The organism is Microbacterium sp. Mcb102, from assembly GCF_024519805.1.
Classification (GTDB): domain Bacteria; phylum Actinomycetota; class Actinomycetes; order Actinomycetales; family Microbacteriaceae; genus Microbacterium.
Genome location: NZ_JALJRG010000001.1, coordinates 579792 through 604790 on the forward strand (window position 1 = coordinate 579792; position 24999 = coordinate 604790).

The window sequence follows — 24999 nt, forward strand, 5'->3', positions numbered from 1 at the left end:
TATACCCGGGGCGGCGGTCGTTCAGACGGCCTGCGCGAAACCGAGGTCGGCGCTCTCGGCGATGTGCGACAGGTGGTCGGGGATATCGCGTCCCTTGGACACCATTGACTGCGCCCACAGTCGTCCCGCACGGTACGATGACCGCACCAGGGGACCTGCGAGCACGCCCAGGAAGCCGATCCGCTCGGCCTCTTCCTTGAACTCGACGAATTCCGCCGGCTTCACCCATCGCGCGACCGGCAGGTGACGGGGCGTGGGCCGGAGGTACTGCGTGATCGTGATGATGTCGCAGCCGGCCTCGTGCAGGTCGTTCAGGGCTTGCACGACCTCTTCCGGCTCCTCGCCCATGCCGAGGATCAGGTTCGACTTCGTGATCAGTCCCGCATCGCGTGCCTGGGTGAGGACGTTCAGCGAGCGCTCATAGCGGAACGCGGGACGGATGCGCTTGAAGATGCGGGGCACCGTCTCCACGTTGTGGGCGAACACCTCCGGGCGGGCGTCGAAGATCTGTCCCAGGAAAGCGGGGTCGGCGTTGTGTTCGTTCGCGAGCAGCTCGACCCCGGTGTTCGGGTTGAGTTCGTGGATCTTCCGCACGGTCTCCGCGTTGAGCCACGCTCCGGTGTCCGGCAGATCGTCGCGGGCGACGCTCGTCACCGTGGCGTAGCGCAGGTTCATCCGTGCCACGCTCTCGGCGACGCGGCGAGGCTCGTCGGTGTCGTAGGCATCCGGCTTGCCCGTGTCGATCTGGCAGAAGTCGCATCGACGGGTGCATTGAGAGCCGCCGATGAGGAACGTCGCCTCGCGATCCTCCCAGCACTCGTAGATGTTCGGACAGCCCGCCTCCTGGCACACCGTGTGCAGGTCCTCGCTCTTGACGAGGGAATGGAGTGCCGTGTACTCCGGGCCCATCTTCGCCTTGGTCTTGATCCACTCCGGCTTGCGCTCGATCGGCGTCTCCGCGTTCCGGATCTCGAGACGGAGGAGCTTGCGGCCATCGGGGGCGGCGGTCATGCGGGGACTCCTGTCAGTTCGGTGCGACCGTATTCGGTGACGAAGGCCTGGGTCACCGCTTCGACGAGATCGAGCGGGGAGACGGCGGCGCCGACGACCTCGCTCGCGGTCGTGACGCCGGCGTCTGTGATGCCGCACGGGACGATGTCGCGGAATCCGGCGAGCGTGTTGTCGCAGTTGATCGCGAAGCCGTGCATCGTCACCCCCTGCTGCACCCGCACGCCGATCGCAGCGACCTTGTCCTCGGAGAGCGGGCGTCGCACCCACACTCCGCTTCGACCGTCGACCTGATAGCCGTCGATCCCGAACGGTTTCAGGACTTCGATGAGGAGGCGCTCCAGACGACGCACATGCGCGACGACGTCGATGGGCTCGATCAGCCGCACGATCGGATACCCCACCAGCTGCCCCGGGCCGTGCCAGGTGATCTTGCCCCCGCGGTCGACATCGATCACCGGGGTGCCGTCTTGCGGACGCTCGTGCGGCTCGGTGCGCTTCCCCGCCGTGTAGACGGCCTCGTGTTCGAGGAGGATCAGCGTGTCCGGGCGGAGGCCCGCGACCACGTCGGCATGGACACGTCTCTGCAACTCCCACCCTTCGATGTACGGCACAGGCGTCGGAGCGAACCCCGGAGTGAGGATCTCGAGCATCACGCTCTCCTTCTCTGGTTAATTGGACTGAGGGCAACAATACTCCTCCTGTGGTTGCCGGGTGCCGGCGCTTCGCGTCGCGGTAGCGTGAGGGCATGAGTTCCACCGGCCGAGCAGGGCGCCCGAAGGCGTCTTCGCGAGAGACTCTCGCGGAGGCGGCCTGCGAGCTCTTCCTGGAGCGTGGGTACGACGCGACGTCGGTGGCGGACATCACCCAGCGAGCCGGCGTGAGCAGATCGAGCTTCTTCAACTACTTCACATCGAAGAGCGACGTGCTGTGGTCGGGCATGGACGAGCGCATCGGCGAAGCGATCCGGTCACTCGGCGGGCTAGGGAGCGGGGCATCCGGAGATGCGGTGCGCCGGATCCTGCTCCTCGTCGTGCACGGTTTCGAGCCGGATCCGCTCGCCCTCGCGCTCCGCAACGCCGCGGCGATGGGATTGCAGGATGAGCTCGTGAGGGACACGGGCCTCCGTCTGGCACGGCTTTCCGATGCTGTTGCTGTCGCGGCGCGGAGTGCCGGTATCGACGTCATCCGTGCCGACATCGTCGGAGCAGCCTACGCCGCTGCCGTGCTCTCGGCGCTGCGCGTCTGGGCTGAGCAGGGGGCGGGGCGAGGAACGCCGGAGGCCGTGTTGCACGAGGCGCTCGGCGTGATCAACGACCTCCCCTGGAAAGAATGATCGCCGCGGACGAAACGTGGTGAACCGGACAGGTCATGAGTGAACCCACCCCTGAGGAGGAACTCATGATTCGAGACCAGTTGGACGAACTGCTGGACGCGTCGGCACCGCCGCCGCGCGTGACGATCGAGTCGGCGGAACTGCGCGCGATGCTCGCCGCGGCGAAGACCGTCGTGCAGCCGCCACGGAAGAAGCGTCGCACCGTGGTGCTGAGCGGAGCGCTGGGGCTTCTTCTCGCCGGCGGTGCCGGCATCGCGACCGCGTCGTCGGATTGGCTCTGGGTCCCGGGGCTGGAGAACCCCGACCGCAGCTACTCCTACACGTCGCCCACCTGGGGTGAGTGTGAGATCCGTTACAGCGGCTGGGATACGCACGACCCGCTGACGCAGGGACAGGTCGATCGGATCATCGACGAGTGGTTCGCGAACACGGATGTCGAAGTGGCCGCAGAACCGTATGTGGCGGAGCAGCTCGCTGCCGTCGAGGCTGATCTGGCTGCGTCGGAGGAGACAGCCACGGATCCGCGGCAGCCTGACCTGAACGCGTGGCGAGCGCACGATCAGGCCCTCTCCATGGCGCTGTACGAGGAGCTGAAGGCCAACGGCTTCGACACCGGACGCGGCGACCTGGCGGGCTCGGACGCGCACAGCCAGCTGCACTGCGAGGACGAGGACTGGGGCGGCGAGGGTGGCACTCCGTGAGCCGGCACCCGGAGGATGCGGCGCTCATCGTGGTCTTCGAGGCGAGTGCTTCGGACCTGCTCGCCTACCTGTCTCGCCGAGTCGGCCCCGACGACGCCGCAGATCTCCTGGGGGAGACCATGGTCGTCGCGTGGCGACGGGTTCGTCAGCTTCCGACCGACCCGGAGCGCGCACGCATGTGGCTCTTCGGCGTCGCGCGTGGAACGCTGCTCAACCATGCGCGAGGGGAGCGGCGGCGGTGGGCACTGGCCGACCGCATCCGCTCTCACGCCGCGGAGGAGCTCTCCACGGCACCGGCCGATACCGGCAGCGAGGTCCGCGACGCCATCGCACGGTTGGGCCCCGACCTGTCCGAACTCGTCCGTCTGGTGCACTGGGACGGCTTCTCGCTGACGGATGCGGCGGAGCTGCTGGGCATTCCTGCCTCCACGGCGCGGGGGCGCTACCAGAGGGCGAAGGTCGAGCTCCGCGCCGCGCTGAGCGTGGAGGCTCCACTCGCGTAGAATCGACAGCACCATGGCTACCTTTGGCACGCTCTCCGATCGACTCACCGAGACCTTCCGCAATCTGCGCACGAAGGGAAAGCTCACTGCTGCCGACGTCGACGGCACCGTGCGCGAGATCCGCCGCGCACTGCTCGACGCCGACGTCGCACTCGTCGTCGTCAAGGAGTTCACCGCAAAAGTACGCGAACGCGCCCTCGGCGACGAGGTCAACAAGGCGCTGAACCCCGCACAGCAGGTCGTCCAGATCGTCAACGAGGAACTCGTGCAGATCCTCGGCGGCGAACAGCGGCGTCTGCAGTTCGCGAAGACCGCACCGACCGTCATCATGCTCGCGGGACTGCAGGGTTCCGGTAAGACGACCTTCGCGGGCAAGCTCGCGAAGCAGCTCGAGGGGGAGGGGCACACCCCTCTCCTGGTTGCCGCCGACCTCCAGCGACCGAACGCCGTCAACCAGCTGCAGGTGGTGGCCGAACAGGCGGGAGCCGCGGTCTACGCGCCCGAGCCCGGCAACGGCGTCGGCGATCCCGTGAAGGTCTCGCGCGAGGGCGTCGAGTACGCGCGTCGTCAGCAGCACGACGTCGTGATCATCGACACCGCGGGTCGTCTCGGCGTCGATGCCGAGCTCATGAAGCAGGCCGCCGACATCCGCAAGGCCGTCGACCCCGATGAGGTCCTGTTCGTCATCGACGCCATGATCGGTCAGGATGCCGTCAACACGGCGAAGGCGTTCCAGGAGGGTGTCGACTTCACCGGCGTCGTCCTGTCCAAGCTCGACGGCGACGCCCGCGGTGGGGCGGCGCTGTCGGTGGCCTCGGTCACCGGTCGTCCGATCATCTTCGCCTCCACAGGAGAGCGTCTCGAAGACCTCGAGCCGTTCCACCCCGACCGCATGGCGAGCCGCATCCTCGACCTCGGCGACATCCTGACCCTCATCGAGCAGGCCCAGCAGGCCTTCGATGAGGAAGAGGCCATGAAGATGGCCGAGAAGCTCGCGACCGAGGCCTTCACCCTCGAGGACTTCCTCGACCAGCTTCAGCAGATGAAGAAGATGGGTTCGATGAAGAAGATGCTCGGGATGCTCCCGGGCATGGGTCAGATGAAGCAGCAGCTCGAAGACTTCGACGAGCGTGAGATCGACCGCACCGAGGCCATCATCCGCTCGATGACCCCGGGGGAGCGTCGCAACCCCAAGGTGCTCAACGGCTCGCGTCGTCTGCGCATCGCGCGTGGTTCCGGCATGACCGTCACGGACGTGAATCAGCTGGTGCAGCGCTTCGAGCAGGCCGCGAAGATGATGAAGACCGTGGCCCGCGGCGGCACGCCGAACATTCCCGGTATGGGTGCGGTCCCCGGAATGGGGCGCCCCGGCGCGTCGTCGAAGCGGGGCAAGAAGGGCAAGTCGTCGAAGGGATCCCGCTCGGGGAACCCCGCCAAGCGCGCGGCGGAGAACGCCGGAATCACCGCGACCTCGACGCCGACCGGTTCGGGCTTCGGCCTCGGTGGTGCTGCAGGCCAAGCGCCGAGTGAGGCCGACCTCGCCGAGATCCAGAAGCTGTTCGGCAAGGGCTGAACCGCGCTCAGCGCGGAGCGGCCAGGGCGGCGGCGGATGAGGTCTCCCGTGATCTCCCGATGTCTGCGGTTGGCCGCCGGGCGACGATCTGTCCCAGGACGAGCGCGCCGATCGTCAAGACGAGGCCGATCGCTTGGACACCGGTGAACCGCTCGCCCGCGACCAGCACCCCCAGGATCGTCGCGACGATGGGGGAGAGCAGTGCGAGTAGGCCCGGCGCGATCACCGGGAGTTGCTGGACGCCGCGGAACCACAGGGTGTACGCGACGATCCCGCCGGCGGTGCCGAGCCAGAGATAGCCGAGCGCGGCTCCACCGTCGATCGCGGCGGGCACGCCCTCGACCGCGAGTGTGAGCGGGAGCAGCAGCAATCCGCCAGCCGACAGCTGCCATCCGGCGTACGCGATCGGGCCGACCCCCTCAGGTCGCCCCCAGCGCTTGGTGAGGATCATCCCTGCTCCGGTGGCGGTGACGCCTCCGATCGCGGCCAGCACGCCCCAGAAGTCGAGTTCCGCGGCCGGCCCCAGGACGACGAGCGCCACGCCGCCGGCTCCGATGACTGCCGCCGCTGCGGTGAGGGGTCTGATCCTCTCCTGCAGGACGAGGGCGCCGAGCATCAGCACGATGAGCGGTTGAGCTCCCGCAACAGCAGCGGCGACTCCGCCGGGAAGCCGCTCGGCCGCCAGGAACAGGAGGGGGAAGAAGGCGCCGATGTTGAGTGCGCCGAGCACGAAGGACTTCCACCACCACGACCCGTGGGGCAGTCGTCGGCTGATGAGCACGGCCAGCAGCCCGGCCGGGAGGGCGCGGAGCAGGCCGGCGAAGAGCGGATGACCCGGCGGAAGCAGCTCCGTGGTGACGAGGTATGTGGTCCCCCAGGCGATGGGGGCGAGTGCGGTCAACAGCACGAGCGTCAGGCGGTTCATATCTCCAGCGTGCCCCCCGCGACCATATGAGTCCAACGCATGCTTGTCACGCCACCCATGAGGTGAAATCATCGACGGATGGAACTCCAACAGCTCCGGTATGTTGTCGAGGTGGCCGCGGCCTCCAGCTTCACTCGTGCGGCCGAACGGTGCTTCGTCACGCAGTCCGCGTTGAGTCATCAGATCGCCGCTCTCGAGCGTGAGCTCGGTCAGCGACTGTTCGTGAGATCGAGTCGCAGCGTTCGCCTGAGCGAGGCGGGGGAGGCGTTCCTGGAGCACGCGCGGACGGCGCTCCGGGCGGCAGAGCAGGCGCGGGAGAGCGTAGCCGCAGCGGTGGGCGTGGTGACCGGCACGCTCCGGATCGGCGTCATCCCGACGGTGACCGCCGTCGACATCCCGGAGGTGCTGGTCGCGTACCGGGCCGCGCATCCGCTCGCGCGAGTCGAGCTGCAGGTGGGGAACAGCGACGTGCTGATGACGCGCCTGCGTCGCGGCGACCTCGATGTCGCCCTTCTCGGTCTCCGCGAAGGGACGCAGCCGCTGGGTGTGGCTTCGCGCGTCCTGTCGCGGGACCGGCTGATGGCGGCGCTCCCTCGTGGGCACGAGCTGTCCGAGACCGGTGTGGTGACATTGCACGACCTCGCCGGTGCGACGTTCGCCGACTTCCCGGCGGGCACCTCGGGGCGCGCGCAGAGCGATGCCGCCTTCGCATCCGCGGAACTGTCGCGGGATGTCGCCTTCGAGGCGGACTCCGCCACCCTCCTCCTCGGTCTGGTCGCCGCCGGGCTGGCGGTGACTCTGCTCGCACCGGGGACGATCGAACGATCTGCGGCAGATGTCGCGACCGCCGAGGTCCGCGACGGTCCCGTACGCGTGGAGCACCTGGCGTGGGACCTCGCGGCACCACGGAATGTGGCGAAGGCCTTCCTCGCCGTCATTGACGACGTCGTTCCCGGGAACGCGAAAGCGGGCCCGGAGGAGCACTCCGGACCCGCTTTCCTGTGACGTCAGGTCACTTCACGTCGTCGTCGACCCAGTCCATCGACTTGGTGACGGCCTTGCGCCACAGGCGCAGCTGACGGTCGCGCTCCGCGTCCTCCATGGAGGGCTCCCAGCGCTTGTCTTCCTGCCAGTTCGCGGACAGGTCATCCAAGCCGTTCCAGAATCCGACGGCGAGGCCGGCTGCGTACGCTGCGCCGAGTGCCGTCGTCTCTGCGACGACCGGGCGCACCACCGGCACGCCGAGCACGTCGGCCTGGAACTGCATGAGCGCATCGTTGGCGACCATGCCGCCATCGACCTTGAGCTCGGTCAGGTCCACTCCGGCGTCGGCGTTGACCGCATCGAGCACGTCGCGAGTCTGGAAGGCCACGGCCTCCAGCGCAGCGCGCGCGATGTGGTTCTTGTTGGCGTAGCGGGTGAGGCCCACGATCGCGCCACGGGCGTCCGAGCGCCAGTACGGCGCGAACAGACCCGAGAACGCCGGGACGATGTACACGCCGCCGTTGTCCTCGACCTGCTCGGCCAGCTTCTCGACCTCGGGGGCCGAGGAGATGATGCCGAGCTGGTCGCGCAGCCACTGGATGAGCGATCCCGTGACAGCGATGGAACCCTCCAGCGCGTAGTGGGCCGGTCCGTCGCCGAGCTTGTACCCGACAGTGGTCAGCAGCCCGTTCTTCGAGTGGACGATCTCCTCGCCCGTGTTGAAGATCAGGAAGCAGCCCGTGCCATAGGTGTTCTTGCTCTCGCCTGTCTGGAAGGCGGCCTGTCCGAACGTCGCGGCCTGCTGGTCGCCCAGGATGCCGGCGATCGGCGTCTCGCGCAGGAGCGACGAGCTCTCGGCGGTGCCGTACACCTCGGAGGAGGAGCGGATCTCCGGCATCATCGAGCGCGGCACGCCGAACGCCTCGAGGATGTCGTCGCGCCACTCGAGCGTCTCGAGGTCCATGAACATCGTGCGGGAGGCGTTGGTGACGTCCGTGACGTGCACTCCGCCGTCGACTCCACCCGTCAGGTTCCAGAGAACCCAACTGTCGGTGGTGCCGAAGATCAAGTCGCCTGCCTCCGCCTTCTCACGCGCGCCCTCGACGTTCTCGAGGATCCAGGCGATCTTGGTGCCGGAGAAGTACGTCGCCAGCGGCAGGCCGACGACCGGCTTGAACCGCTCGACTCCGCCGTCAGCTGCCAGGCGGTCGACGATGTCCTGCGTGCGTGTGTCCTGCCAGACGATCGCGTTGTAGGCAGGCTTTCCGGTCTTCTTGTCCCACACGACAGCGGTCTCGCGCTGGTTCGTGATGCCGACGGCTGCGATGTCGTGACGCGTCAGATCGGCCCGGCCGAGGGCCAGCCCGATGACCTCCTGCACGTTGCGCCAGATCTCGGCCGCGTCGTGCTCGACCCAACCGGCCTTCGGAAGGATCTGTTCGTGCTCCTTCTGGCCGGTCGCGACGATGCTGCCCTTCTTGTCGAAGATGATCGCGCGACTCGACGTCGTTCCCTGGTCGATGGCGATGATGTAGTCAGCCACTTGTGCTCTCCTTTGAATTCAGTGCGATGGGGTGTGCGTCAGGCGGCGAGGCCGAGCAGCACGGGTGCAGCAAGGGCGGCGATCACACCACCGATGAGGGGGCCGACGACGGGGACCCACGAGTAGGACCAGTCGCTGGCGCCCTTGCCCTTGATCGGCAGGATCGCGTGAGCGATGCGCGGACCGAGGTCACGGGCGGGGTTGATCGCGTAGCCGGTCGGGCCACCGAGAGAGGCGCCGATGCCGACCACGAGCAGAGCCACCGGAAGCGCGGTGAGCGGGCCGAGGCCCCCGGGAACGCCGACCTCGATGTCGCCGTAGTCGGCGAACGCGAAGATGCCGAACACGAGCACGAAGGTGCCGATGATCTCCGTCACGAGGTTCCAGCCGTAGGAACGGATGGCGGGGCCGGTGGAGAAGACGCCGAGCTTGTTGGCAGCCTCCGGCTCCTCGTCGAAGTGCTGCTTGTAGGCGAGCCAGACGACGATCGCACCGAGGATGGCTCCGACGAGTTCGGCCGCCGTGGCGGTGAGGAACATCACGACGCTGATCTTGCCGGCGACCATGAGGCCGATACCGACTGCAGGGTTGAGGATCGCACCGGAGTACGCGGAGACGAGCACACCGGCGAAGACCGCGAGGCCCCATCCCCAGTTGACCATCAGGAAGCCTCCGCCGAAGCCCTTGTTCTTCGCAAGGGCTACGTTGGCGACCACACCACAACCGAGGAGGACCAGCATCGCTGTGCCGACCAACTCCGAGAGGAAGTAGAGACCGAGATTCACATCAGCCATGTCTTCTTTGACCTTTCTTGTGTGTCGGGGCCCCTCTGCCCCGACACGTTATGAGGGGTTGCGCCGCGAGGAGGGCGGCAGTTCGAAGTCCGATCAGCCGCGGGTGCGGGATCGGATATCGAGTCCGTGTCGATCGTTCAGCAGCTGGCGCGTCTGGTCGAGCTCGGCGTCGTGGCGCGAGCGGTCCCAGCCGAGCATCGGTGCGAGCGCATCGGCGATCTCATCGAGCACCTCGGCGTCGGCGTTGCCGGTGAAGGCGATGCTCGTGCGGCGGAGCACGATGTCCTCCAGGCGCGCCACCATCTCGTTGTGCACCATCCACTCGAGTTCGCGGGTGGAGAGGTCGCCGCCGGCAAGGGGGGAGTCCGGTCCCTGCTCGACGTACGCCCACACGTCCGCCGCGCGGGTTCCGTATCTCGCGAGCAGCTGGTCGGCACGTGCCCCGGCGCCGGGGAGGTTCTCCTGGATCCAGATCCGGCGTGCCTTCTCAGTGCGCGGGAACTCGCGGCCGCCGCCGATCGCGCGTCCGGCGGTGGAGACTGTCCTGGTGCGGTCGATCAGGCTCAGCACGGTGTCGGAGAGCGACTCGCCGAGCGCGCGGAACGTGGTCCACTTGCCGCCGACGAGGCTGACGAGCGGGACGGCACCCTTCTCATCGACTTCGATGCGGTAGTCGCGTGACACGAACCCGGGGGCGGTGTCCTCGTGACGCGGCAGCGGACGGATACCGGAGAACTTGTAGACGATCTGATCGCGGGAGACCGGAATCGTCGGGAAGACGTGGTGGATCAGTTCGAAGAAGTAGTCGACCTCTTCCTCCGTGCACACCGGGACCTCGCGCGGGTCGGCGTCGATGTCGGTGGTGCCGACGAGCACTCGTCCCTTGAGCGGGTAGATGAGGACGATGCGGCCGTCGGAGTGTTCGAAGAAGATCTCCCGGCCCTGCGTCGCCTCGAGAAGCTCCGGGTGGTCCAGCACGATGTGCGAACCCTTGGTGCCTCCCATGAACCGGGTGTCCTCGCCGAGGGCGTCGTTCGTGAGGTCCGTCCAGGGGCCGGAGGCGTTCACCACCACGTCGGCGTGCACGCGGAATTCGGTTCCGCTCTCGCGATCGCGGAGGACGACCTCATCGCCCTCGCGCGCGATCGCCTCGACGTAGTTGAGTGCATGCGCTTCGGGGTGCGCTGCGCGACCATCCTGGAGCACATCGAGCGCGAGACGCTCGGGGTCGTGCATCGAGGCGTCGTAGTAGGTCGCCGTGTACTTGATGTTCGGGTCTAGCGAGGGCAGCTCTGCGAGTGACTTCTTCCGACCGAGGAAGCGGTGTCGGGGCACCATCCCGCCGTCACGCGAGAACGTGTCGTAGATCGTCAGACCGACCTTGATCAGGAACGCGCCGCGCTCCTGGGGCTTGCCGCTCTTGTGCGTCAGGAACCTCAGAGGCGCGGAGAGGATACCCGAGAACGTGGAGTAGATCGGGATGGTCGTCTGCAGTGGCTTCACGTAGTGAGGGGCGATCTTGAGCAGTCCGTTGCGCTCCTCGACGGACTCGCGCACGAGCCGGAACTCGCCGTTCTCGAGATAGCGGATGCCGCCGTGGATCATGTGGCTCGATGCGGAGGATGCGCCGGAGGCGAAGTCTCCTCGTTCGACGAGCAGCACGTCGACTCCCTGGAGTGCCAAGTCACGGAACGTGGAGATCCCGTTGATCCCGCCGCCGATGACGAGGACGCTCGTGCGTCCGGATTCGCGGACGGCGCGAACCTCCGCGCGCTCCGCTGACGAGTGTGTGGAATCGATCATCGTCGACCCTCTCTTCCTTACTTGCCAACCAGCATCGACCTGTGTGGCATCCCGCGCAAGCCCACTGCACATATGTGCAAGGATCGAGGGTGAGGAGGTCACGATGGTCGGTCAGAGCGCGGAAACCCGCGATAGCAAGCTGATCGCGGCGCTCACTGCCGCGCAGCTCTACTACATGCAGGACAAGACGATGGAGGTGATCGCGCAGGAGCTCGGCACCTCCCGGTCCTCGGTCTCTCGACTCTTGAGCTTCGCCCGGGAGAGCGGCCTGGTCGACATCCGCATCAATTCACCGCTGGAGCGGCTGGGCATGCTCGAGCAGCGCATCCGTGACCGGCATCGGGTGGCCGCACATGTCGTTCCCATGCCCGAGATCCTCAGCGAGGTGGAACGACTCGAGCGCGTCGCGCTCACGGCCGGGCGCCTGCTGTCGCAGTTCGTCGACTCCAACATGATCATCGGTGTGGCCTGGGGATCGACGATCAGTGCGGTGAGCCGCGGCCTCACGCAGAAGGAGACGCACAACACGACCTTCGTGCAGCTCAACGGGGCGGGCAACACCCAGACCACCGGTGTCGAGTACTCCAGCGACATCCTGCAGCGGTTCGGCAGTGCCTTCGGCGCGCAGGTGCAGCAGTTCCCCGTTCCTGCCTTCTTCGACGACCCTGCGACCCGGGAGGCGATGTGGCGCGAACGCAGCACCCGTCGAGTCCTCGATCTGCAGGCGAAGATGGACGTCGCGGTCTTCAGTCTCGGGTCTCCGGCTGCCGAGGTCCCGAGTCGTGTGTACGTCGGCGGATATCTCGGGCGCGACGACTACCGCAGCCTGCGCGAGGATCACGCGATCGGTGACGTCGCCACGGTGTTCTTCCGGTCAGACGGCTCCTGGCGGGATATCCGTGTGAACGCCAGGGCGACCGGGCCGGGGCTCGACCGCCTGCGTCGCGTTCCGCGACGGATATGCGTCGTTTCGGGCATCCCGAAGCTGGTGAGCCTCCGGGCCGCCCTCTCCGCCGGGCTCATCACCGACGTCGTCCTGGATGAGGGACTCGCCCGGCGTCTCGTCGAGGACTGAGTCGCCGCCGGCAGAGTCCGGGGCTACGCGCCTTCCGTCGAGGACTCGGGTCCGGAACGGAACTCGCGGATGAGGTGCTGCACGACGGCGGTGAGATCACCGGCGGTGGCGTTCGCGATCACGAGCTGACGTTCGTAGCTGGCCCCGTTCTCGAGGGTGACGGCGTTGTTGCCGAATTCGCGGACGCAACCGAGTTCCACAGCCACGGGCGCCAGCTCATCGAGGACTTCGGCGAGATGCTCTCGCACCGGGCGCTGCGTTCCGGCCGCATCGACGATGACCCGTGCGTCGAGCCCGTATCGCGCCGCGCGCCACTTGTTCTCCCGGTGGAACCACGCCGGGAGTTCGGGAAGGGCCCGCCCCTCGTCGAGCTCACGGGAGAAGTGCTCGACGAGCACCTGCACGAGCGCCGCGACCGACGCAAGCTCCGGCAGCGTCGAGAGGCCGTCGCACGCTCGCACCTCGATGGTCCCCCAGCGTGGAGCGGGACGGATGTCCCAGCGCACCTCCGTGGCATCCGCCATCACGCCGGTGCGGACCATGTCGTCGAGATACGACTCGTACTGGGACCAATCTCGCAACGGCCAGGGGAGTCCGGCCGTCGGAAGCTGTTGGAACACCAGCGCGCGGTTCGAGGCGTAGCCGGTGCGCTCGCCCGCCCAGAACGGACTCGACGCCGACAGGGCCTGCAGATGGGGGAGGTATGCCGAGAGCGCGTTGATGATGGGGAAGACCTTGCGCTGGTCCTCCACCCCGATGTGCACGTGGATCCCCCAGATCATCATGTTGCGACCCCACCACTGGGTGCGCTCGATGAGGGTGTGATACCGCGACTTGTCGGTGACCTCCTGATCGAACCACTGTGCGAACGGGTGACTGCCCGCCGACAGCAGTTCGATGCCGGCCGGGTCCGTCGCGGTGCGCACGGCCGTGATGGCGTTCGCGATGTCGTCGACTGCATGCGCCACGGAATCGCCGATCCCGCTCGTGACTTCGATCGTGTTCGTGAGCAGCTCGCCCGTGACGGTATGGCGCTCATCCTCGCTCTCGGCTTCGAGCGCCGCCAGCAGTTCCGGGGCGCGTCCGACGAGGTCACCGCTCACGGGATCCGCGAGCATGATCTCCCATTCGAGGCCGACGGTGGATCGGGCGGAAGAGGCGAACTCGAGTTTCACCCGCACAGTCTGACACGCGGGCGACGCGACACGACAACGGCCGTTGCGCCACGTTTCGCGCCGGGCGCGAGGATCTGGCAGAATAGAGGGTCGGACGACCTGCTCGACCCTCTATCCAGCAGGTGTCCACACTCATTTGAGCTTCCGCCGGGTGTGCACCCCACTCTCCAGGCGATCAGTTCGTTTCCTTCCACACAATTCAGGAGAATCGTGGCTGTCAAGATTCGTCTCAAGCGCCTGGGCAAGATCCGTGCGCCGTACTACCGCATCGTCGTCGCCGACTCGAAGACCAAGCGCGATGGTCGCGTGATCGAGGAGATCGGCAAGTACCACCCCACCGAGGAGCCCTCGTTCATCGAGGTCGACTCCGAGCGTGCGCAGTACTGGCTCTCCGTCGGCGCGCAGCCGACCGAGCAGGTCGCCGCCATCCTCAAGATCACGGGCGACTGGGGCAAGTTCAAGGGCGACGCCGACGCGAAGTCCACCCTCAAGGTGAAGGAGCCCAAGGCTCCCTTCGAGATCGACGCATCCAAGAAGTCCGTCGTCAAGCCCAAGGCCGAGAAGAAGGTGGAGGCCCCCGCTGAGGAGGCTCCCGCCGCGGCCGACGCGGAGGCCGCTGAGGCCCCCGCCGCCGACGCAGAGTAATCCGCCGTGCTCGCCGCCGCGCTCGAACACATCGTCAAGGGGATCGTCGATCACCCGGAAGATGTCCGCATCAATGAATCCACATCGCCGCGAGGCGACCTCCTCGAGGTGCGCGTGCACCCCGATGACCGTGGACGCGTGATCGGGCGCGGCGGCCGCACAGCCAAGGCCCTTCGCACCCTCGTCAGCGCGCTCGCTGACGGGCGTCGGGTCCGCGTCGATGTCGCGGACGACTGACGTGGTGCCGAAGGACCGCAACCAGGGCAAGAATCAGCTGCGCGTCGGGCGTCTCGTGAAGGCGCACGGCCTCAAAGGCGGCCTCAAGCTCGAGCTGTACACCGACAATCCGGCGGGTCGTTTCACCCCCGGTGCCGGCTTCACGGTGCAGGTGCCCGAGGCATCGCCGTGGCACGGCAAGGACATCACCGTTCGCGAATACCGTTTGATGAACGGGAATCCGGTCGTCTTCTTCGAAGATGTCGATGACCGAGAATCCGCCGAGAGCCTCGTGAAGGCGATCCTCTGGATCGACCAGGACGTCGATGAGGTCGAGGACGACGCGTGGTTCGATCACCAGCTCGTGGGGCTCGACGTCGTTCGCGACGATGCGGTCATCGGCCGGGTCATCCGCGTCGAGCACTTCCCGGCGCAGGATCTGCTCATCGTGAAGTCCGGCGAGAACGAGGTCATGGTCCCTTTCGTGGCCGCCATCGTCCCCACCGTCGACGTCTCGGTCGGTCGTCTGATCGTGACGCCGCCGCCGGGACTCTTCGAGGAGCTCCCCGACGCCGCGGATGCCGAGCAGCCGTCGGGCTCGGACGCCGAAGCCCCTGAGTGACCGCTGATACGGTTCCCCCGTGCGCATCGACGTCCTCTCCATCTTTCCGTCCTACTTCGACGGCCTGACGCTCTCCCTCCTCGGGAAGGCGCAGCACGCCGGCATCATCGACCTTCGCGTGCATGACCTCCGCGACTGGACGTCCGATCGTCACAACACGGTCGACGACACCCCGTACGGCGGTGGCGCCGGCATGGTCATGAAGCCGGAGCCATGGGGTCTTGCTCTCGATGACGTCGCCGGTCCGTCCGATACGGCGGGGGGCGAGCGACCGACCATCATCTTCCCGTCACCTGCCGGTGAGGTCTTCACGCAGAAGACCGCACGGGCGCTGGCCACCCATGAGCACCTCGTCTTCGGGTGCGGACGTTACGAGGGCATCGACGAACGCGTCTTCGAGTACGCAGCCGACCTCGGCGAGGTGCGCCTCATCAGCCTCGGGGACTACGTCTTAAACGGGGGAGAGGTCGCCACGATGGCGATGATCGAGGCGATCGGGAGGCTCATCCCCGGCGTCGTCGGCAATCCGGAAAGCCTCGTCGAGGAGTCGCACGAGGACGGGCTCCTGGAGTACCCCTCGTACACGAAGCCCGCTTCATGGCGCGAGCGGGCGGTGCCGGACATCCTGCTGAGCGGCAACCACGGGGCGATCGCCACCTGGCGCCGCGAGCAGCAGTTCGAGCGCACCAGGCTGCGTCGCCCTGATCTCCTCCCGGACGACGAGACCTCGCAGTCCTGACCGGGATCGACGCCGAATCCGCTCGGATGCGCCTGTCAGAGCATCCGCTCCGAGGTGCCATCGATCTCGAAGACCACGCCGTGCGGATGTCTCAGTCCGAGCGCGTTCGACGCATCGAGACGTCGTAGCTCGGCACGCAGCATCCGTCCGATCATCTCGTGGCTCACGAGCAGCGGTGTCCCCTCGGACGCCCATCCGCAGCTGCTGAGGGCCTTTCGCGCTCGGGAACGGGCTTGCGCGTAACTCTCACCGCCGGGGAATGCCCATCCGTAGCGATTGGCGGCGCGCTCCTCTCTGGCCATCGGATACGCCGCGTCGATCTCGTCCCAAGTCATACCCGCCAGCGCACCGTGATCGAGATCGGCGAGTTCCGGCACCTCAATGACCTCGGCCCCGAGCCGGTCAGCGATGATGACCGCGGTCTGCATGGCTCTACCGAGCGGGCTGGAGCACACGGTGAGCACGCCGGCGTCACCGAGGCGGGAGGCGATTGCGCGGGCTTGGGCGATGCCTTCGTCGGTGAGGGGCGAGTCGAGCTGACCCTGCAAGCGGTGTTCGACGTTCCACACGGTCTGACCATGCCGAGCGAGGAGAAGACGCTCCGGCACATGGCGATCCTGCGGAATCATGGACTCAGGATGGCATACGGCCTCGCGTTTCGGCTCGTGGCGCGGGTCAGTCCACGCCGAGGAACGATCGGTCGGTCAGGATGATGGGGCCGTCTTCCGTGATCGCGATGGTGTGCTCGGAGTGGGCGCCGCGTGAACCGTCAGCGCTGCGCAGGGTCCATCCGTCGGGGTCGGTGACCAGCTCGTCTGTCGTCGCGAGGAGCCAGGGCTCGAGTGCGAGGACCAGGCCGGCCCTCAGGGGAAAGCCCCGGCCGGCGCGGCCGTCGTTCGGCACGTGCGGGTCCCCGTGCATCGTGCGTCCGACTCCGTGCCCACCGAAGTCGGTATTGATCGAGTAGCCCTCGCCGTGTGCGATGGCGGCGACGGCCGCGGAGATGTCGCCGATGCGGTTTCCGACCGTTGCGGAGTCGATCGCGGCGGTCAGGGCGCGTTCGGTGGTACCGATGAGTCGAAGGTCTTCTTCACGAGCCGCGCCGACGACGAACGACACCGCCGAGTCGGCGACCCAACCGTCGACCGACACTGCGAAGTCGAGGGTGACGAGGTCGCCGTCACGCAGTGTGTAGTCATGGGGGAGGCCGTGCAGCACGGCGTCGTTGACCGAGGTGCAGATCACCTTGCCGAACGGACTCGCTCCGAACGAGGGGTGATAGTCGATGTAACACGACTCTGCGCCGGCCTTGCGGATCATGTCGTGTGCGCGGCGATCGATCGAGAGGAGGTTCGTCCCGACCTTCGTCTCGTCGCGCAGGGTCGCCAGTGTCTCGGCCACGAAACGTCCTGCGGCGCGCATCTCGTCGATCTCGGCAGGGGTGCGCAGTTCGATCATCGGGTTTCCTCTCGTCGTCTCCATTCTCCCTGATCCGGCGCGGGCGGTTCCCCGACCGCTCTCAGCGAACACCGGGCCGCAGGGGCGGGTGTCGTCGTACGATCTGATCATGTGGTTGCGACAGGCCTTCTTCCGCTGGCTCCTCCCGGCGGCGTTCCTCCTGCCGCTCTGGCTGCTGATCGGCTGGGGGGTCTTCCAGGGTGGCTGGTCCATTCTCTGGGTGCTGCTCATCGCGATGCCGTCCGTCTTCGTCGGACAGCTCCTGCTCACGCTCCTGACGCGCTCGCGCCCGTCCGTTCGCATCGAGCGGGCCGTATCGTGGTGGGATGTCATCGGCTTCACGATCTGGAACGGGCTGACCATCGCCGTCGGCTTCTTCATCGACGGGGCTTTCCCGTGGTTGCTGACCGGCGCGATCGTCGCGGGCATCGCACTGATCTGGTTGCAGCTCTGGCAGCTGTGGAACGAGGCGAAGGGGAGCGGGACCCGACTGCGCGAGACCATCACCTGGTCCACGATCCCGCCCGTCAACGAACCTGCCCCTCCCACGCGCGCACACGAGATCATCGTGGTGCGGGAGACCGACGGCCGCGACTGAGGTCAGCGTTTTGGCCGGGCGCGGCATCCATGGCAGAATGAGTGTTTGTGCTGTGACCGGCTCTGCCACAGGGGAGCCCGCGGACGTTCGCCGTTCCGTACAGCTCACTCCCTTCTTGTTCCTTTGAATACATGCATGCGACCTGTGGCGGGTGCAGAGAGAGATGATCATGCAGATCCTCGACGCCGTCGACGCGGCTTCCCTTCGTTCGGACATCCCGGACTTCTTCCCCGGTGACACCGTCAAGGTTCACGTCAACATCACCGAGGGCAGCCGCTCTCGTATCCAGGTCTTCCAGGGTGTCGTCATCGGCCGTCAGGGCGACAGCGTGCGCGAGACCTTCACGGTCCGCAAGATCAGCTTCCAGGTGGGCGTCGAGCGTACCTTCCCGGTGCACTCCCCGGTGATCGACCACATCGAGGTCGTCACCCGCGGTGACGTGCGTCGCGCGAAGCTCTACTACCTCCGCCAGCTCCGTGGCAAGAAGGCCAAGATCAAGGAGAAGCGCGACCGCTGAGTCGCAGGTTCTCCACAGCACCCCAGGACACGATGTCCTGGGGTGCTGTGTTCTGTCCCCGGTGTGCGAACCTTGATACCGTCGCGCCAGAGCGGTGTATGACTCGAGAAGGAACCTGATGACTGATTCGCCGGCCGCGCGCACTTCCAGACGACGCGGGTTCCTGGTCTTCCTCCGCGACGTGCTGGTGATCATCGTGATCGCCGCCCTCGTGTCCTTCGTGGTCAAGAGCTTCGTCGTGAGGTCGTTCTACATTCCGTCGGCCTCGATGGAGCGCACCCTTCTCGTGAAGGATCGGATTCTCGTCGACGAGCTGACCCCTCGGTGGACCGACTATGCACGTGGCGATGTCGTCGTCTTCAAGGATCCGGGCGGCTGGCTCGATCCACAGCCGCAGACGCCCGCTCAGCCTCCGCTCGTTCAGGCGGTCGACTGGGTCCTCAACTTCGTCGGCATCTCCGCGACGGACTCGCAGGACCACCTCGTGAAGCGCGTGATCGGTTTGCCCGGCGATCATGTCGTGTGCTGCAACGCACTCGGCCAGATCACGATCAACGGCGCCCCGATCGACGAACTCAGCTACCTGAACCTCCCCGAGGGCGACACGGCCGCCTCGAACGAGCCGTTCGACGTGGTCGTTCCCGATGACTCGGTCTGGCTGCTGGGCGACAATCGCGATCGATCGCGCGACGCGCGCGCACATCAGGACCTCCCCAGCGGGGGCTTCGTCCCGATGGAGAACATCGTCGGCAAGGCCTTCCTGACGACCTGGCCTCTGGATCGCATGGGACCGATCGACGGCCACCACGACACGTTCAACGGAGTTCCGGACCCCGAATGACCGTGATCACCCCGAAGCTGACCCTGGAACGCAAACTCCTGGGGGAGTGCGGCGTGATCATCGCGCTGGATGAGGTGGGTCGAGGCGCACTCGCCGGTCCCGTCGCCGTCGGCGCCGCGATGATGGATGCGGCAGGCGTGCGACGTCGCGTGCCGGATGGTCTGCGTGATTCCAAGCTCGTGACGGAGAAGCGTCGGCCCGATGTCGCGGCACGCGCAGCGGCGTGGGTGCAGGCCTCTGCCGTCGGCTGGGCGAGCGCCGAAGAAGTCGACCAGGTCGGCATCATGCGGGCCCTCGGACTCGCCGCATCGCGCGCTGTGTCGGCGATCGCTGCGCAGGGGGCTTCGATGGACGAGGCGCTCGTTCTGCTCGACGGGAACCACGATTACGTCTCCCGAGTGCATTCGTCGCCGCTGCGCGTGCGACCCGTCATCAAAGCCGACCGCGACTGCGCCTCCGTGTCTGCGGCCTCCGTGATCGCGAAGGTGGCCCGCGACCTGTACATGGCCGAACTTCACGAGAGCCATCCTGCATATCAGTGGAATCGCAACAAGGGCTACGCGAGCCCCGAACACCGCGAGGCCATCCGGCGCAACGGGCTGTCTCCTTTCCACCGTGCGTCGTGGGCCATCGCCGACGCCCCGACCCTGTTCTGATCCAGACCTGCATCGGCCGGCGATGCCGCGCCTCGTGCGCCGCGACTCTAGGATGGAGTCATCATGGATGAGGAAGCCTTCGACGACTACGACCGCGAGCTCGAGCTGGCACTGTTCCGGGAGTACCGGGATGTGGTGTCGCAGTTCCAGTACGTCGTCGAGACCGAACGCCGCTTCTACCTCGCGAACGAGGTCAACGTCGTCCGCCGCGACACCGAACACGATTTCTATTTCGAGATCTCGATGAGCGATGTGTGGGTGTGGGACATCTACCGAGCGGATCGCTTCGTGAAGGCCGTGCGCGTGCTCACGTTCAAGGACGTGAATGTCGAGGAGCTCCAGCGTCGGGAGTTCGAACTCCCGCAGGAACTCTCGCTCGACGGGGAGTGACCTTCGTCGCCACTGCCGACCTTGATGCTGGTCCTCCACACCATGCGGAATCCCTGAGTAATCCCCACTTCAGCGCCAGGGCGTGAGGGCACCTCTCAGGCTACGAGTCTGACCGCGATGCTGAGGTCATGGCAGCAAAAGACGACCTCGGCCGAGCCGGGGAAGAGCGCGCGGCGCAGCACCTGATAGGCAGCGGATACACCGTGCTCGACAGGAACTGGCGGTGTTCGCAAGGGGAGATCGACATTGTCGCCGCGGTAGGCGATCAGCTGGCGATGATCGAGGTGAAGACGAGACGCACGGCAGCATTCGGGCACCCGTTCGAGGCGGTCGATCAACGAAAGCGCCGCCGGCTCTGGCAACTCGCGCAGGCGTGGCTCGCCGCTCATCCCGAGGTGGCTCGTGGGCGCACCGTGAGGCTCGAGGCAATCGGGATCATCGGGCCGGACCCGTTCCTGGGGTCGCTCGAGCATCTCGTGGACATCGCATGAGTACGGCCCGCACGTGGGCTGTCGCACTGAGCGGGGTCGATGGTCATCTCGTCGAAGTCGAAGCCGACCTGTCGAACCAGACGCCCGAGTTCCGGATCATCGGTCTACCCGACAAGTCGCTCGCGGAGGCGGTGCAACGGGTGCACAATGCTTGCAAAAATGCCGGGCTCGACCTACCTCGGCGCCGCCTCACGGTCAACCTGTCGCCAGCCAGCCTTCCCAAGCACGGAGCAGGGTTCGACCTCGGAATCGCCGTGGCTGCTCTGGCTGCCGGCGGCTCGATCGAACCGCGCTCGATCGCAGCGACCGTACATGTCGGAGAACTCGGGCTCGACGGGAGGATCCGCCCTGTCCCGGGTGTGCTCCCTGCCGTGTTCGCTGCTGCACGTGCCGGGTTCGAAAGGGTGATCGTTCCTCACGCCAACGAAGCAGAGGCGAGACTGGTCCCCGGAGTCCATGTCCGTGCTGCCACCTCTCTCGCCGAAGTCGCGGTGTGGCACGGTGCCGATGTCGAAGCGCCCGAGGTCGAGACCGTCGACATGGCGTCGGCGTCGGTCAACGCACCGTCAGATCTGGATCTGTCCGACGTCGTCGGCCAGGAAGACGCGATCGAGGCGCTCATCGTCGCCGCTGCAGGTGGACATCATCTGCTGCTGAGCGGGCCTCCGGGCGCAGGCAAGACGATGCTCGCCCGACGACTCCCCGGAATCATGCCGCCGCTCGGGGACCAGGAGGCACTCGAGGTCGCCTCCATACTCTCGCTCAACGGGGATCGGGTCGTGACGCTCGGCCGCACGCCGCCACTGGAAGCCCCGCACCACAGTGCGTCCGTCGCAGCGTTGGTCGGCGGTGGGTCGCGCGCTGCTCGGCCCGGAGCTATCGTGCGGGCCCACTGCGGCGTGCTGTTCCTCGACGAGGCGGCGGAGTTCTCTCGCGCGGCTCTCGACGCGCTGCGCCAGCCGCTCGAATCGGGAGTCATCGAGGTGCATCGAGCGGGGTTTACAGCGCGCTTTCCCGCGAGGTTCCAGCTGCTGCTCGCGATGAATCCGTGTCCGTGCGGAAATCATGGCGTCAGGGGTGCCGAATGCGTGTGTCCGCCCATGGCGATCCGGCGGTACTCGACGCGATTGTCGGGACCGCTCCGCGATCGGATCGATATCGACCTGCACGTCGCCCGGGTGGCCGCGTCGTGCGCGACGGACGAGCGGAGGGCGAGAACCACGACAGCGCGGGCGAGGGCCCGGGTCCTCGCCGCGAGCGAGCGTGCGGCGGAACGGTGGAAGAGCACGCCGTGGCGGCGCAATGCCGATGTCCCGGGAACCTGGCTCCGGCAGGGGGCCCTGCGACTCTCCGCCGCGACTCGATCGCCACTCGATCGTGCGCTAGAGCGCGGGTCGTTGACACTGCGGGGCTATGACCGAGTGCTCAGAGTCGCGTGGACGATGGCCGATCTGGCAGACATCGACCGGCCCGGCGCCGAGGAGATCGGCAGGGCGCTGCACCTGCGGAGAGGACTGTCATGAGGATCGACGAACTACAGGACGACCCCGAGACCATCGCAGCGGTCCGTCGCATCCACAAGGGGGATGCCGTCGCGGAGTGCGTGGCTCGCGCAGCGTGGAGCGTGATCGCCGAACCCGGTGATGCCGTCGCAGGTGCACTGATCGAGGCCCTGGGCGCTGGCGATGCACTGTCGGCGGCGCTGGGAGATGGCGCGTCGCTGATACCCTCCGGTGCTGCGAGCGGGCGGGCATCTCGGGCGCTGTCAGCGGCCAGAGCACGATGGCGTCTTCAGGCGGATCCCCGCGCGGTGCGGCAGGCTCTCCGCAGCGCGTTCGATGTCGGCGCGCAACTGGTAGTCCCCGGCGACGCGAACTGGCCCGTGAGCCTCGATGATCTCGGTCCCCACGCGCCGAACGCACTGTGGGTGCGTGGACATGCCGATCTGCTCGTGCGCGAGCCACGCGTGTCGATGGTCGGAGCACGGGCCGCCAGCAGCTACGGCGAACACGTTGCGGCGGAACTCAGCGGGGATCTCGCCGCCAGGGGAGCGGTGGTCGTCTCCGGCGGTGCATACGGGATCGATGGTGCTGTACACCGGGCTGCTCTCGGTGTGGGTGGCGCGACCGTCGCCTTCCTCGCCGGCGGAGTCGACCGCGCCTATCCGGTGGGTCATCAGAGGCTCCTGCAGCAGATCGCGGTGGAGGGGGCTGTGGTGAGTGAGCCGCCGTGCGGCGCAGCCCCGACCAAGTGGCGCTTCCTGGCGAGGAACCGACTTATTGCTGCGCTCGGGCAGGCTACCGTCGTGGTCGAAGCGGGGTGGCGCAGCGGCTCGTTGAACACCGCCGGTCATGCGGCGACGCTGGGTCGTCCGCTCGGAGCCGTTCCCGGGCCGGTGACATCGGCATCTTCCGCGGGGTGCCACCGGCTGCTCCGGGAGTACGACGCGCAGTGCGTCACGTCGGCACATGAGGTACGAGAGCTATGGGGGTCGATCGAACAACGAGCGGGCGAGGGTGATGAGCACGATCCGAATCGCACTCGGGTCCTCGATGCCCTGAGCGCGAGGTCCAGGCTCTCGGTCGAGGAGATCGCCCGCAGGTCGGGCCTGTCGCCGGAACGCGTGCGCTCATGCCTCGGATTGCTGCATCTGGACGGGGATGTCTCCGTCGACGAACGGGGGTGGCACCGGGCGCGCGCGTCGCGGACCGAGTGAGAGGCATCCGCAGAGACATCGGCGAGGCTGAAGAGACGACGCGGCGCGCGGCGGCAAGCTGAACCCATGGATCTCGCGGTCGCCACTGAGGCGTTCGTCGGTCACCTGGAGCGGGTGCGTCGACTCTCGCCGGCGACCGTGAAGGCGTACCGGTCGGACCTTCGAGACCTCCAGACGTCGGCAGTCGGTGTCACGCTCGAGGAAGTCGACCTCGAGGTGCTCAGAAATTGGCTCTGGCGTGCCACCCAGCGCGGCGATGCGAGATCCACGCTTGCACGGCGAGCTGCGGCGGCCCGGTCATTCTTCAGCTGGGCGCATGAGCAGGAGCTCGTATCCCACGACCCGAGCCTGCGGCTGATCGCGCCGAAGAAGGGACGCACACTGCCCACGGTGGCATCCCGCGAAGCCATGTCGGGCCTGCTCGATGCGCATCGCGATGCGGCCGAGACGGGGGATCCGATCGCTTTGCGGGATCACGCCATCCTCGAGCTGCTCTACGGTTCCGGCATCCGTGTCGCCGAACTGTGCGGGCTGGATGTCGATGACCTCGACCTCGACAGAGGAACGGCCCGCGTGCTCGGGAAGGGAGCCAAAGAGCGGGTGGTGCCGTACGGCGCTCCGGCGAGGGCTGCGCTCGAGGCGTACCTCCATCGTGGCCGGCCCGTCCTGGTGGCGAGGGCGCGTAACTTCTCACCGGCGGTGATGCTGGGTAGCCGTGGTGCCCGGATCGGCCCTCGAGCGGTATACGAACTCGTCGCCAGGGTGCTGGCACCGATCGTCGGCGCGGAGACCATCGGCCCGCACGCTCTCCGACACACGGCGGCCACGCACCTTCTCGACGGTGGCGCAGACCTGCGGGCCGTCCAGGAAATACTCGGCCACGCCAGCCTCGGCACGACCCAGATATACACGCACGTCTCGGCCGAACGTCTGACCGCGACCTACCGGCTGGCACATCCTCGGGCGTGACGTCGGGAGCGACCTGCTTGAGCCGCTTGGCTGCGGGAGCCATGGTGGGGCGGGATCACAGCGGGTCGCAGCAGGGGAGCAGGATGGCCCGAGGGGGGTCGCCGAAGAGCAGCATCGGATTGATGTACGTGCCGTCTCGTCGTATGCCGAGGTGCAGCGCACCCGCCGGGGTATGACCGCCAACGTCGACGAATCCGATCTCCTGCCCGCCCGACACCGCGTCCCCAGGGTCGAGCGTCGTCCGGAGTGGTTCGAAGGTGCTGACGAGGCCGCCGTCGTGCTCGATGGTCAGGAGCGGCCGGTCCACGACGGTCCCGCGGAAAGCCACAGTGCCATCTGCGGGGGCCGTGACCACCGCGTCGATCGAGGCGTCCATGTCGACTCCACGATGACCGGCGCCGTACTCGTGCGCCGGAGCGCGAAACGGCTCGACGACCTCTCGATTCCCGGCGAGCGGCCAGCGCCAGCGCGGTAGGTCTGCTGTGCCGCCCGAGGCCGCCGAGGTATCGGGTGCGCACAGGGCGAGCGCAACGAGCACGGCGATGGCCGTGCCGGACGTCGTTCGGAGCAGAATGCGCATGAGGGGAGTGTGACGGCTCCTCGGAGCGGTCAGATGGACAACTCGGCCCGTTCGATGGAGCGCGTGGATGACTCCGGCGGGGCCTTGTCGGTGCAGGGTGAGTGACGTCGCTGCGTCCTGTATGCTGGGGGAGCACCTCGA

The 24999-nt window shown here is 67.2% G+C and carries 29 protein-coding genes; 19 read left to right on the forward strand and 10 right to left on the reverse strand.

What is annotated here, in order from left to right:
* Nucleotides 1-21 precede the first annotated feature (21 nt).
* Nucleotides 22-1011, reverse strand: coding sequence for a lipoyl synthase (gene lipA / locus OC372_RS02765; RefSeq protein ID WP_105709850.1), 990 nt, complete (start codon nt 1009-1011; stop codon nt 22-24).
* On the reverse strand, nt 1008-1661 hold the full coding sequence (lipB, locus tag OC372_RS02770; protein WP_105709851.1) for a lipoyl(octanoyl) transferase LipB: 654 nt from the start codon (nt 1659-1661) through the stop codon (nt 1008-1010). The genes lipA and lipB overlap by 4 nt, the downstream gene beginning before the upstream one ends.
* Nucleotides 1662-1756: 95 nt before the next feature.
* On the opposite strand from lipB, the gene OC372_RS02775 reads away from it, so the two are divergent.
* The 4 genes from OC372_RS02775 to ffh all read left to right on the forward strand — a co-directional run bounded on the left by OC372_RS02775 (nt 1757) and on the right by ffh (nt 5121).
* Complete coding sequence (locus OC372_RS02775) at nt 1757-2344, forward strand: TetR/AcrR family transcriptional regulator (RefSeq protein ID WP_262000867.1); 588 nt, start codon at nt 1757-1759, stop codon at nt 2342-2344.
* A 65-nt stretch (nt 2345-2409) separates the two neighbouring features.
* Complete coding sequence (locus OC372_RS02780) at nt 2410-3045, forward strand: hypothetical protein (RefSeq protein ID WP_105709853.1); 636 nt, start codon at nt 2410-2412, stop codon at nt 3043-3045.
* Entirely contained in the window at nt 3042-3548 is a 507-nt protein-coding gene (locus OC372_RS02785; protein WP_051662443.1) for an RNA polymerase sigma factor, read from the forward strand. The genes OC372_RS02780 and OC372_RS02785 overlap by 4 nt, the downstream gene beginning before the upstream one ends.
* A gap of 13 nt (nt 3549-3561) precedes the next feature.
* Nucleotides 3562-5121 (forward strand): signal recognition particle protein, encoded by a 1560-nt coding sequence (ffh, locus tag OC372_RS02790; RefSeq protein WP_029263519.1) that lies wholly within the window; start codon nt 3562-3564, stop codon nt 5119-5121.
* 7 nt (nt 5122-5128) lie between these two features.
* Here the strand turns inward: ffh and OC372_RS02795 are convergent, their stop codons facing one another.
* Complete coding sequence (locus tag OC372_RS02795; RefSeq protein ID WP_105709854.1) at nt 5129-6046, reverse strand: EamA family transporter; 918 nt, start codon at nt 6044-6046, stop codon at nt 5129-5131.
* Nucleotides 6047-6124: 78 nt separating this feature from the next.
* Between OC372_RS02795 and OC372_RS02800 the strand changes: the two genes are divergently transcribed.
* Nucleotides 6125-7051 carry a LysR family transcriptional regulator gene (locus tag OC372_RS02800; protein WP_262000868.1) on the forward strand — a complete coding sequence of 309 codons (927 nt, stop codon included), beginning with the start codon at nt 6125-6127 and terminating at the stop codon, nt 7049-7051.
* Between the two features lie 7 nt (nt 7052-7058).
* Here the strand turns inward: OC372_RS02800 and glpK are convergent, their stop codons facing one another.
* The 3 genes from glpK to OC372_RS02815 form a co-directional block, all read right to left on the reverse strand.
* Nucleotides 7059-8573: a glycerol kinase GlpK gene (gene glpK / locus OC372_RS02805; protein WP_262000869.1), complete on the reverse strand. Its 1515-nt coding sequence runs from the start codon at nt 8571-8573 to the stop codon at nt 7059-7061.
* A gap of 38 nt (nt 8574-8611) precedes the next feature.
* The gene (locus OC372_RS02810; RefSeq protein WP_029263515.1) at nt 8612-9367 is read right to left on the reverse strand and encodes an MIP/aquaporin family protein; all 756 of its coding nucleotides are present in this window, start codon (nt 9365-9367) and stop codon (nt 8612-8614) included.
* A 93-nt stretch (nt 9368-9460) separates the two neighbouring features.
* A complete protein-coding gene (locus tag OC372_RS02815; RefSeq protein ID WP_105709858.1) occupies nt 9461-11170 on the reverse strand; it encodes a glycerol-3-phosphate dehydrogenase/oxidase in 1710 nt (569 codons plus the stop codon).
* A 103-nt stretch (nt 11171-11273) separates the two neighbouring features.
* On the opposite strand from OC372_RS02815, the gene OC372_RS02820 reads away from it, so the two are divergent.
* On the forward strand, nt 11274-12245 hold the full coding sequence (locus tag OC372_RS02820) for a sugar-binding transcriptional regulator (protein ID WP_262000870.1): 972 nt from the start codon (nt 11274-11276) through the stop codon (nt 12243-12245).
* A 23-nt stretch (nt 12246-12268) separates the two neighbouring features.
* On the opposite strand, the gene OC372_RS02825 is transcribed toward OC372_RS02820, so the two are convergent.
* Nucleotides 12269-13420 (reverse strand): glutamate--cysteine ligase, encoded by a 1152-nt coding sequence (locus OC372_RS02825; protein WP_262000871.1) that lies wholly within the window; start codon nt 13418-13420, stop codon nt 12269-12271.
* Between the two features lie 210 nt (nt 13421-13630).
* Here OC372_RS02825 and rpsP point away from each other — a divergent pair, with 210 nt between their 5' ends.
* Genes rpsP through trmD form a run of 4 tightly spaced genes read left to right on the forward strand, consistent with a single transcriptional unit; the run spans nt 13631 to nt 15642 of the window.
* A complete protein-coding gene (gene rpsP / locus OC372_RS02830; protein WP_029263511.1) occupies nt 13631-14065 on the forward strand; it encodes a 30S ribosomal protein S16 in 435 nt (144 codons plus the stop codon).
* A gap of 6 nt (nt 14066-14071) precedes the next feature.
* The gene (locus OC372_RS02835; RefSeq protein ID WP_017830729.1) at nt 14072-14302 is read left to right on the forward strand and encodes an RNA-binding protein; all 231 of its coding nucleotides are present in this window, start codon (nt 14072-14074) and stop codon (nt 14300-14302) included.
* A complete protein-coding gene (gene rimM / locus OC372_RS02840; RefSeq protein WP_262000872.1) occupies nt 14286-14903 on the forward strand; it encodes a ribosome maturation factor RimM in 618 nt (205 codons plus the stop codon). Before OC372_RS02835 ends, rimM begins: the two co-directional genes overlap by 17 nt.
* A 19-nt stretch (nt 14904-14922) precedes the next feature.
* Complete coding sequence (trmD, locus tag OC372_RS02845; RefSeq protein WP_262000873.1) at nt 14923-15642, forward strand: tRNA (guanosine(37)-N1)-methyltransferase TrmD; 720 nt, start codon at nt 14923-14925, stop codon at nt 15640-15642.
* 35 nt (nt 15643-15677) lie between these two features.
* On the opposite strand, the gene OC372_RS02850 is transcribed toward trmD, so the two are convergent.
* Together OC372_RS02850 and map are read right to left on the reverse strand one after the other, a co-directional pair.
* Nucleotides 15678-16271: a histidine phosphatase family protein gene (locus tag OC372_RS02850; protein ID WP_231481751.1), complete on the reverse strand. Its 594-nt coding sequence runs from the start codon at nt 16269-16271 to the stop codon at nt 15678-15680.
* 46 nt (nt 16272-16317) lie between these two features.
* Nucleotides 16318-17100, reverse strand: coding sequence for a type I methionyl aminopeptidase (map, locus tag OC372_RS02855; RefSeq protein ID WP_262000874.1), 783 nt, complete (start codon nt 17098-17100; stop codon nt 16318-16320).
* 109 nt (nt 17101-17209) lie between these two features.
* Here map and OC372_RS02860 point away from each other — a divergent pair, with 109 nt between their 5' ends.
* From OC372_RS02860 to OC372_RS02900, 9 genes are all read left to right on the forward strand, one after another.
* Nucleotides 17210-17698 carry an MFS transporter permease gene (locus tag OC372_RS02860; protein WP_262000875.1) on the forward strand — a complete coding sequence of 163 codons (489 nt, stop codon included), beginning with the start codon at nt 17210-17212 and terminating at the stop codon, nt 17696-17698.
* 169 nt (nt 17699-17867) lie between these two features.
* On the forward strand, nt 17868-18215 hold the full coding sequence (gene rplS / locus OC372_RS02865) for a 50S ribosomal protein L19 (protein ID WP_017830722.1): 348 nt from the start codon (nt 17868-17870) through the stop codon (nt 18213-18215).
* Nucleotides 18216-18333: 118 nt separating this feature from the next.
* Nucleotides 18334-19056: a signal peptidase I gene (gene lepB / locus OC372_RS02870; protein WP_029263505.1), complete on the forward strand. Its 723-nt coding sequence runs from the start codon at nt 18334-18336 to the stop codon at nt 19054-19056.
* Nucleotides 19053-19712, forward strand: coding sequence for a ribonuclease HII (locus OC372_RS02875; protein ID WP_029263504.1), 660 nt, complete (start codon nt 19053-19055; stop codon nt 19710-19712). Before lepB ends, OC372_RS02875 begins: the two co-directional genes overlap by 4 nt.
* A 63-nt stretch (nt 19713-19775) precedes the next feature.
* Entirely contained in the window at nt 19776-20102 is a 327-nt protein-coding gene (locus tag OC372_RS02880) for a DUF2469 family protein (protein WP_017204525.1), read from the forward strand.
* 128 nt (nt 20103-20230) lie between these two features.
* Nucleotides 20231-20593: a YraN family protein gene (locus tag OC372_RS02885; RefSeq protein WP_105709863.1), complete on the forward strand. Its 363-nt coding sequence runs from the start codon at nt 20231-20233 to the stop codon at nt 20591-20593.
* Nucleotides 20590-22116: a YifB family Mg chelatase-like AAA ATPase gene (locus OC372_RS02890; RefSeq protein ID WP_262000876.1), complete on the forward strand. Its 1527-nt coding sequence runs from the start codon at nt 20590-20592 to the stop codon at nt 22114-22116. Before OC372_RS02885 ends, OC372_RS02890 begins: the two co-directional genes overlap by 4 nt.
* Nucleotides 22113-23309, forward strand: a complete 1197-nt coding sequence (gene dprA / locus OC372_RS02895; protein ID WP_262000877.1) for a DNA-processing protein DprA — start codon at nt 22113-22115, stop codon at nt 23307-23309. Before OC372_RS02890 ends, dprA begins: the two co-directional genes overlap by 4 nt.
* A 66-nt stretch (nt 23310-23375) precedes the next feature.
* A complete protein-coding gene (locus OC372_RS02900; RefSeq protein WP_262000878.1) occupies nt 23376-24278 on the forward strand; it encodes a tyrosine recombinase XerC in 903 nt (300 codons plus the stop codon).
* Nucleotides 24279-24333: 55 nt separating this feature from the next.
* On the opposite strand, the gene OC372_RS02905 is transcribed toward OC372_RS02900, so the two are convergent.
* Nucleotides 24334-24858 (reverse strand): murein hydrolase activator EnvC family protein, encoded by a 525-nt coding sequence (locus tag OC372_RS02905; RefSeq protein ID WP_262000879.1) that lies wholly within the window; start codon nt 24856-24858, stop codon nt 24334-24336.
* Nucleotides 24859-24999: the final 141 nt, after the last annotated feature.

Excerpts from the sequence above, each read along its gene's own strand:
- OC372_RS02775 (WP_262000867.1), top strand. The coding sequence starts at position 1,757 with ATGAGTTCCACCGGCCGAGCAGGGCGCCCGAAGGCGTCTTCGCGAGAG.
- OC372_RS02900 (WP_262000878.1), top strand. The coding sequence starts at position 23,376 with ATGGATCTCGCGGTCGCCACTGAGGCGTTCGTCGGTCACCTGGAGCGG.
- OC372_RS02810 (WP_029263515.1), bottom strand. The coding sequence starts at position 9,367 with ATGGCTGATGTGAATCTCGGTCTCTACTTCCTCTCGGAGTTGGTCGGC.
- lipB (WP_105709851.1), bottom strand. The coding sequence starts at position 1,661 with ATGCTCGAGATCCTCACTCCGGGGTTCGCTCCGACGCCTGTGCCGTAC.
- OC372_RS02820 (WP_262000870.1), top strand. The coding sequence starts at position 11,274 with ATGGTCGGTCAGAGCGCGGAAACCCGCGATAGCAAGCTGATCGCGGCG.
- OC372_RS02780 (WP_105709853.1), top strand. The coding sequence starts at position 2,410 with ATGATTCGAGACCAGTTGGACGAACTGCTGGACGCGTCGGCACCGCCG.
- OC372_RS02815 (WP_105709858.1), bottom strand. The coding sequence starts at position 11,170 with ATGATCGATTCCACACACTCGTCAGCGGAGCGCGCGGAGGTTCGCGCC.
- lipA (WP_105709850.1), bottom strand. The coding sequence starts at position 1,011 with ATGACCGCCGCCCCCGATGGCCGCAAGCTCCTCCGTCTCGAGATCCGG.
- ffh (WP_029263519.1), top strand. The coding sequence starts at position 3,562 with ATGGCTACCTTTGGCACGCTCTCCGATCGACTCACCGAGACCTTCCGC.
- OC372_RS02885 (WP_105709863.1), top strand. The coding sequence starts at position 20,231 with ATGGCAGCAAAAGACGACCTCGGCCGAGCCGGGGAAGAGCGCGCGGCG.
- OC372_RS02850 (WP_231481751.1), bottom strand. The coding sequence starts at position 16,271 with ATGATTCCGCAGGATCGCCATGTGCCGGAGCGTCTTCTCCTCGCTCGG.
- OC372_RS02890 (WP_262000876.1), top strand. The coding sequence starts at position 20,590 with ATGAGTACGGCCCGCACGTGGGCTGTCGCACTGAGCGGGGTCGATGGT.
- rimM (WP_262000872.1), top strand. The coding sequence starts at position 14,286 with ATGTCGCGGACGACTGACGTGGTGCCGAAGGACCGCAACCAGGGCAAG.
- map (WP_262000874.1), bottom strand. The coding sequence starts at position 17,100 with ATGATCGAACTGCGCACCCCTGCCGAGATCGACGAGATGCGCGCCGCA.
- dprA (WP_262000877.1), top strand. The coding sequence starts at position 22,113 with ATGAGGATCGACGAACTACAGGACGACCCCGAGACCATCGCAGCGGTC.
- rplS (WP_017830722.1), top strand. The coding sequence starts at position 17,868 with ATGCAGATCCTCGACGCCGTCGACGCGGCTTCCCTTCGTTCGGACATC.
- OC372_RS02860 (WP_262000875.1), top strand. The coding sequence starts at position 17,210 with ATGTGGTTGCGACAGGCCTTCTTCCGCTGGCTCCTCCCGGCGGCGTTC.
- OC372_RS02875 (WP_029263504.1), top strand. The coding sequence starts at position 19,053 with ATGACCGTGATCACCCCGAAGCTGACCCTGGAACGCAAACTCCTGGGG.
- lepB (WP_029263505.1), top strand. The coding sequence starts at position 18,334 with ATGACTGATTCGCCGGCCGCGCGCACTTCCAGACGACGCGGGTTCCTG.
- OC372_RS02800 (WP_262000868.1), top strand. The coding sequence starts at position 6,125 with ATGGAACTCCAACAGCTCCGGTATGTTGTCGAGGTGGCCGCGGCCTCC.
- OC372_RS02905 (WP_262000879.1), bottom strand. The coding sequence starts at position 24,858 with ATGCGCATTCTGCTCCGAACGACGTCCGGCACGGCCATCGCCGTGCTC.
- OC372_RS02880 (WP_017204525.1), top strand. The coding sequence starts at position 19,776 with ATGGATGAGGAAGCCTTCGACGACTACGACCGCGAGCTCGAGCTGGCA.
- OC372_RS02795 (WP_105709854.1), bottom strand. The coding sequence starts at position 6,046 with ATGAACCGCCTGACGCTCGTGCTGTTGACCGCACTCGCCCCCATCGCC.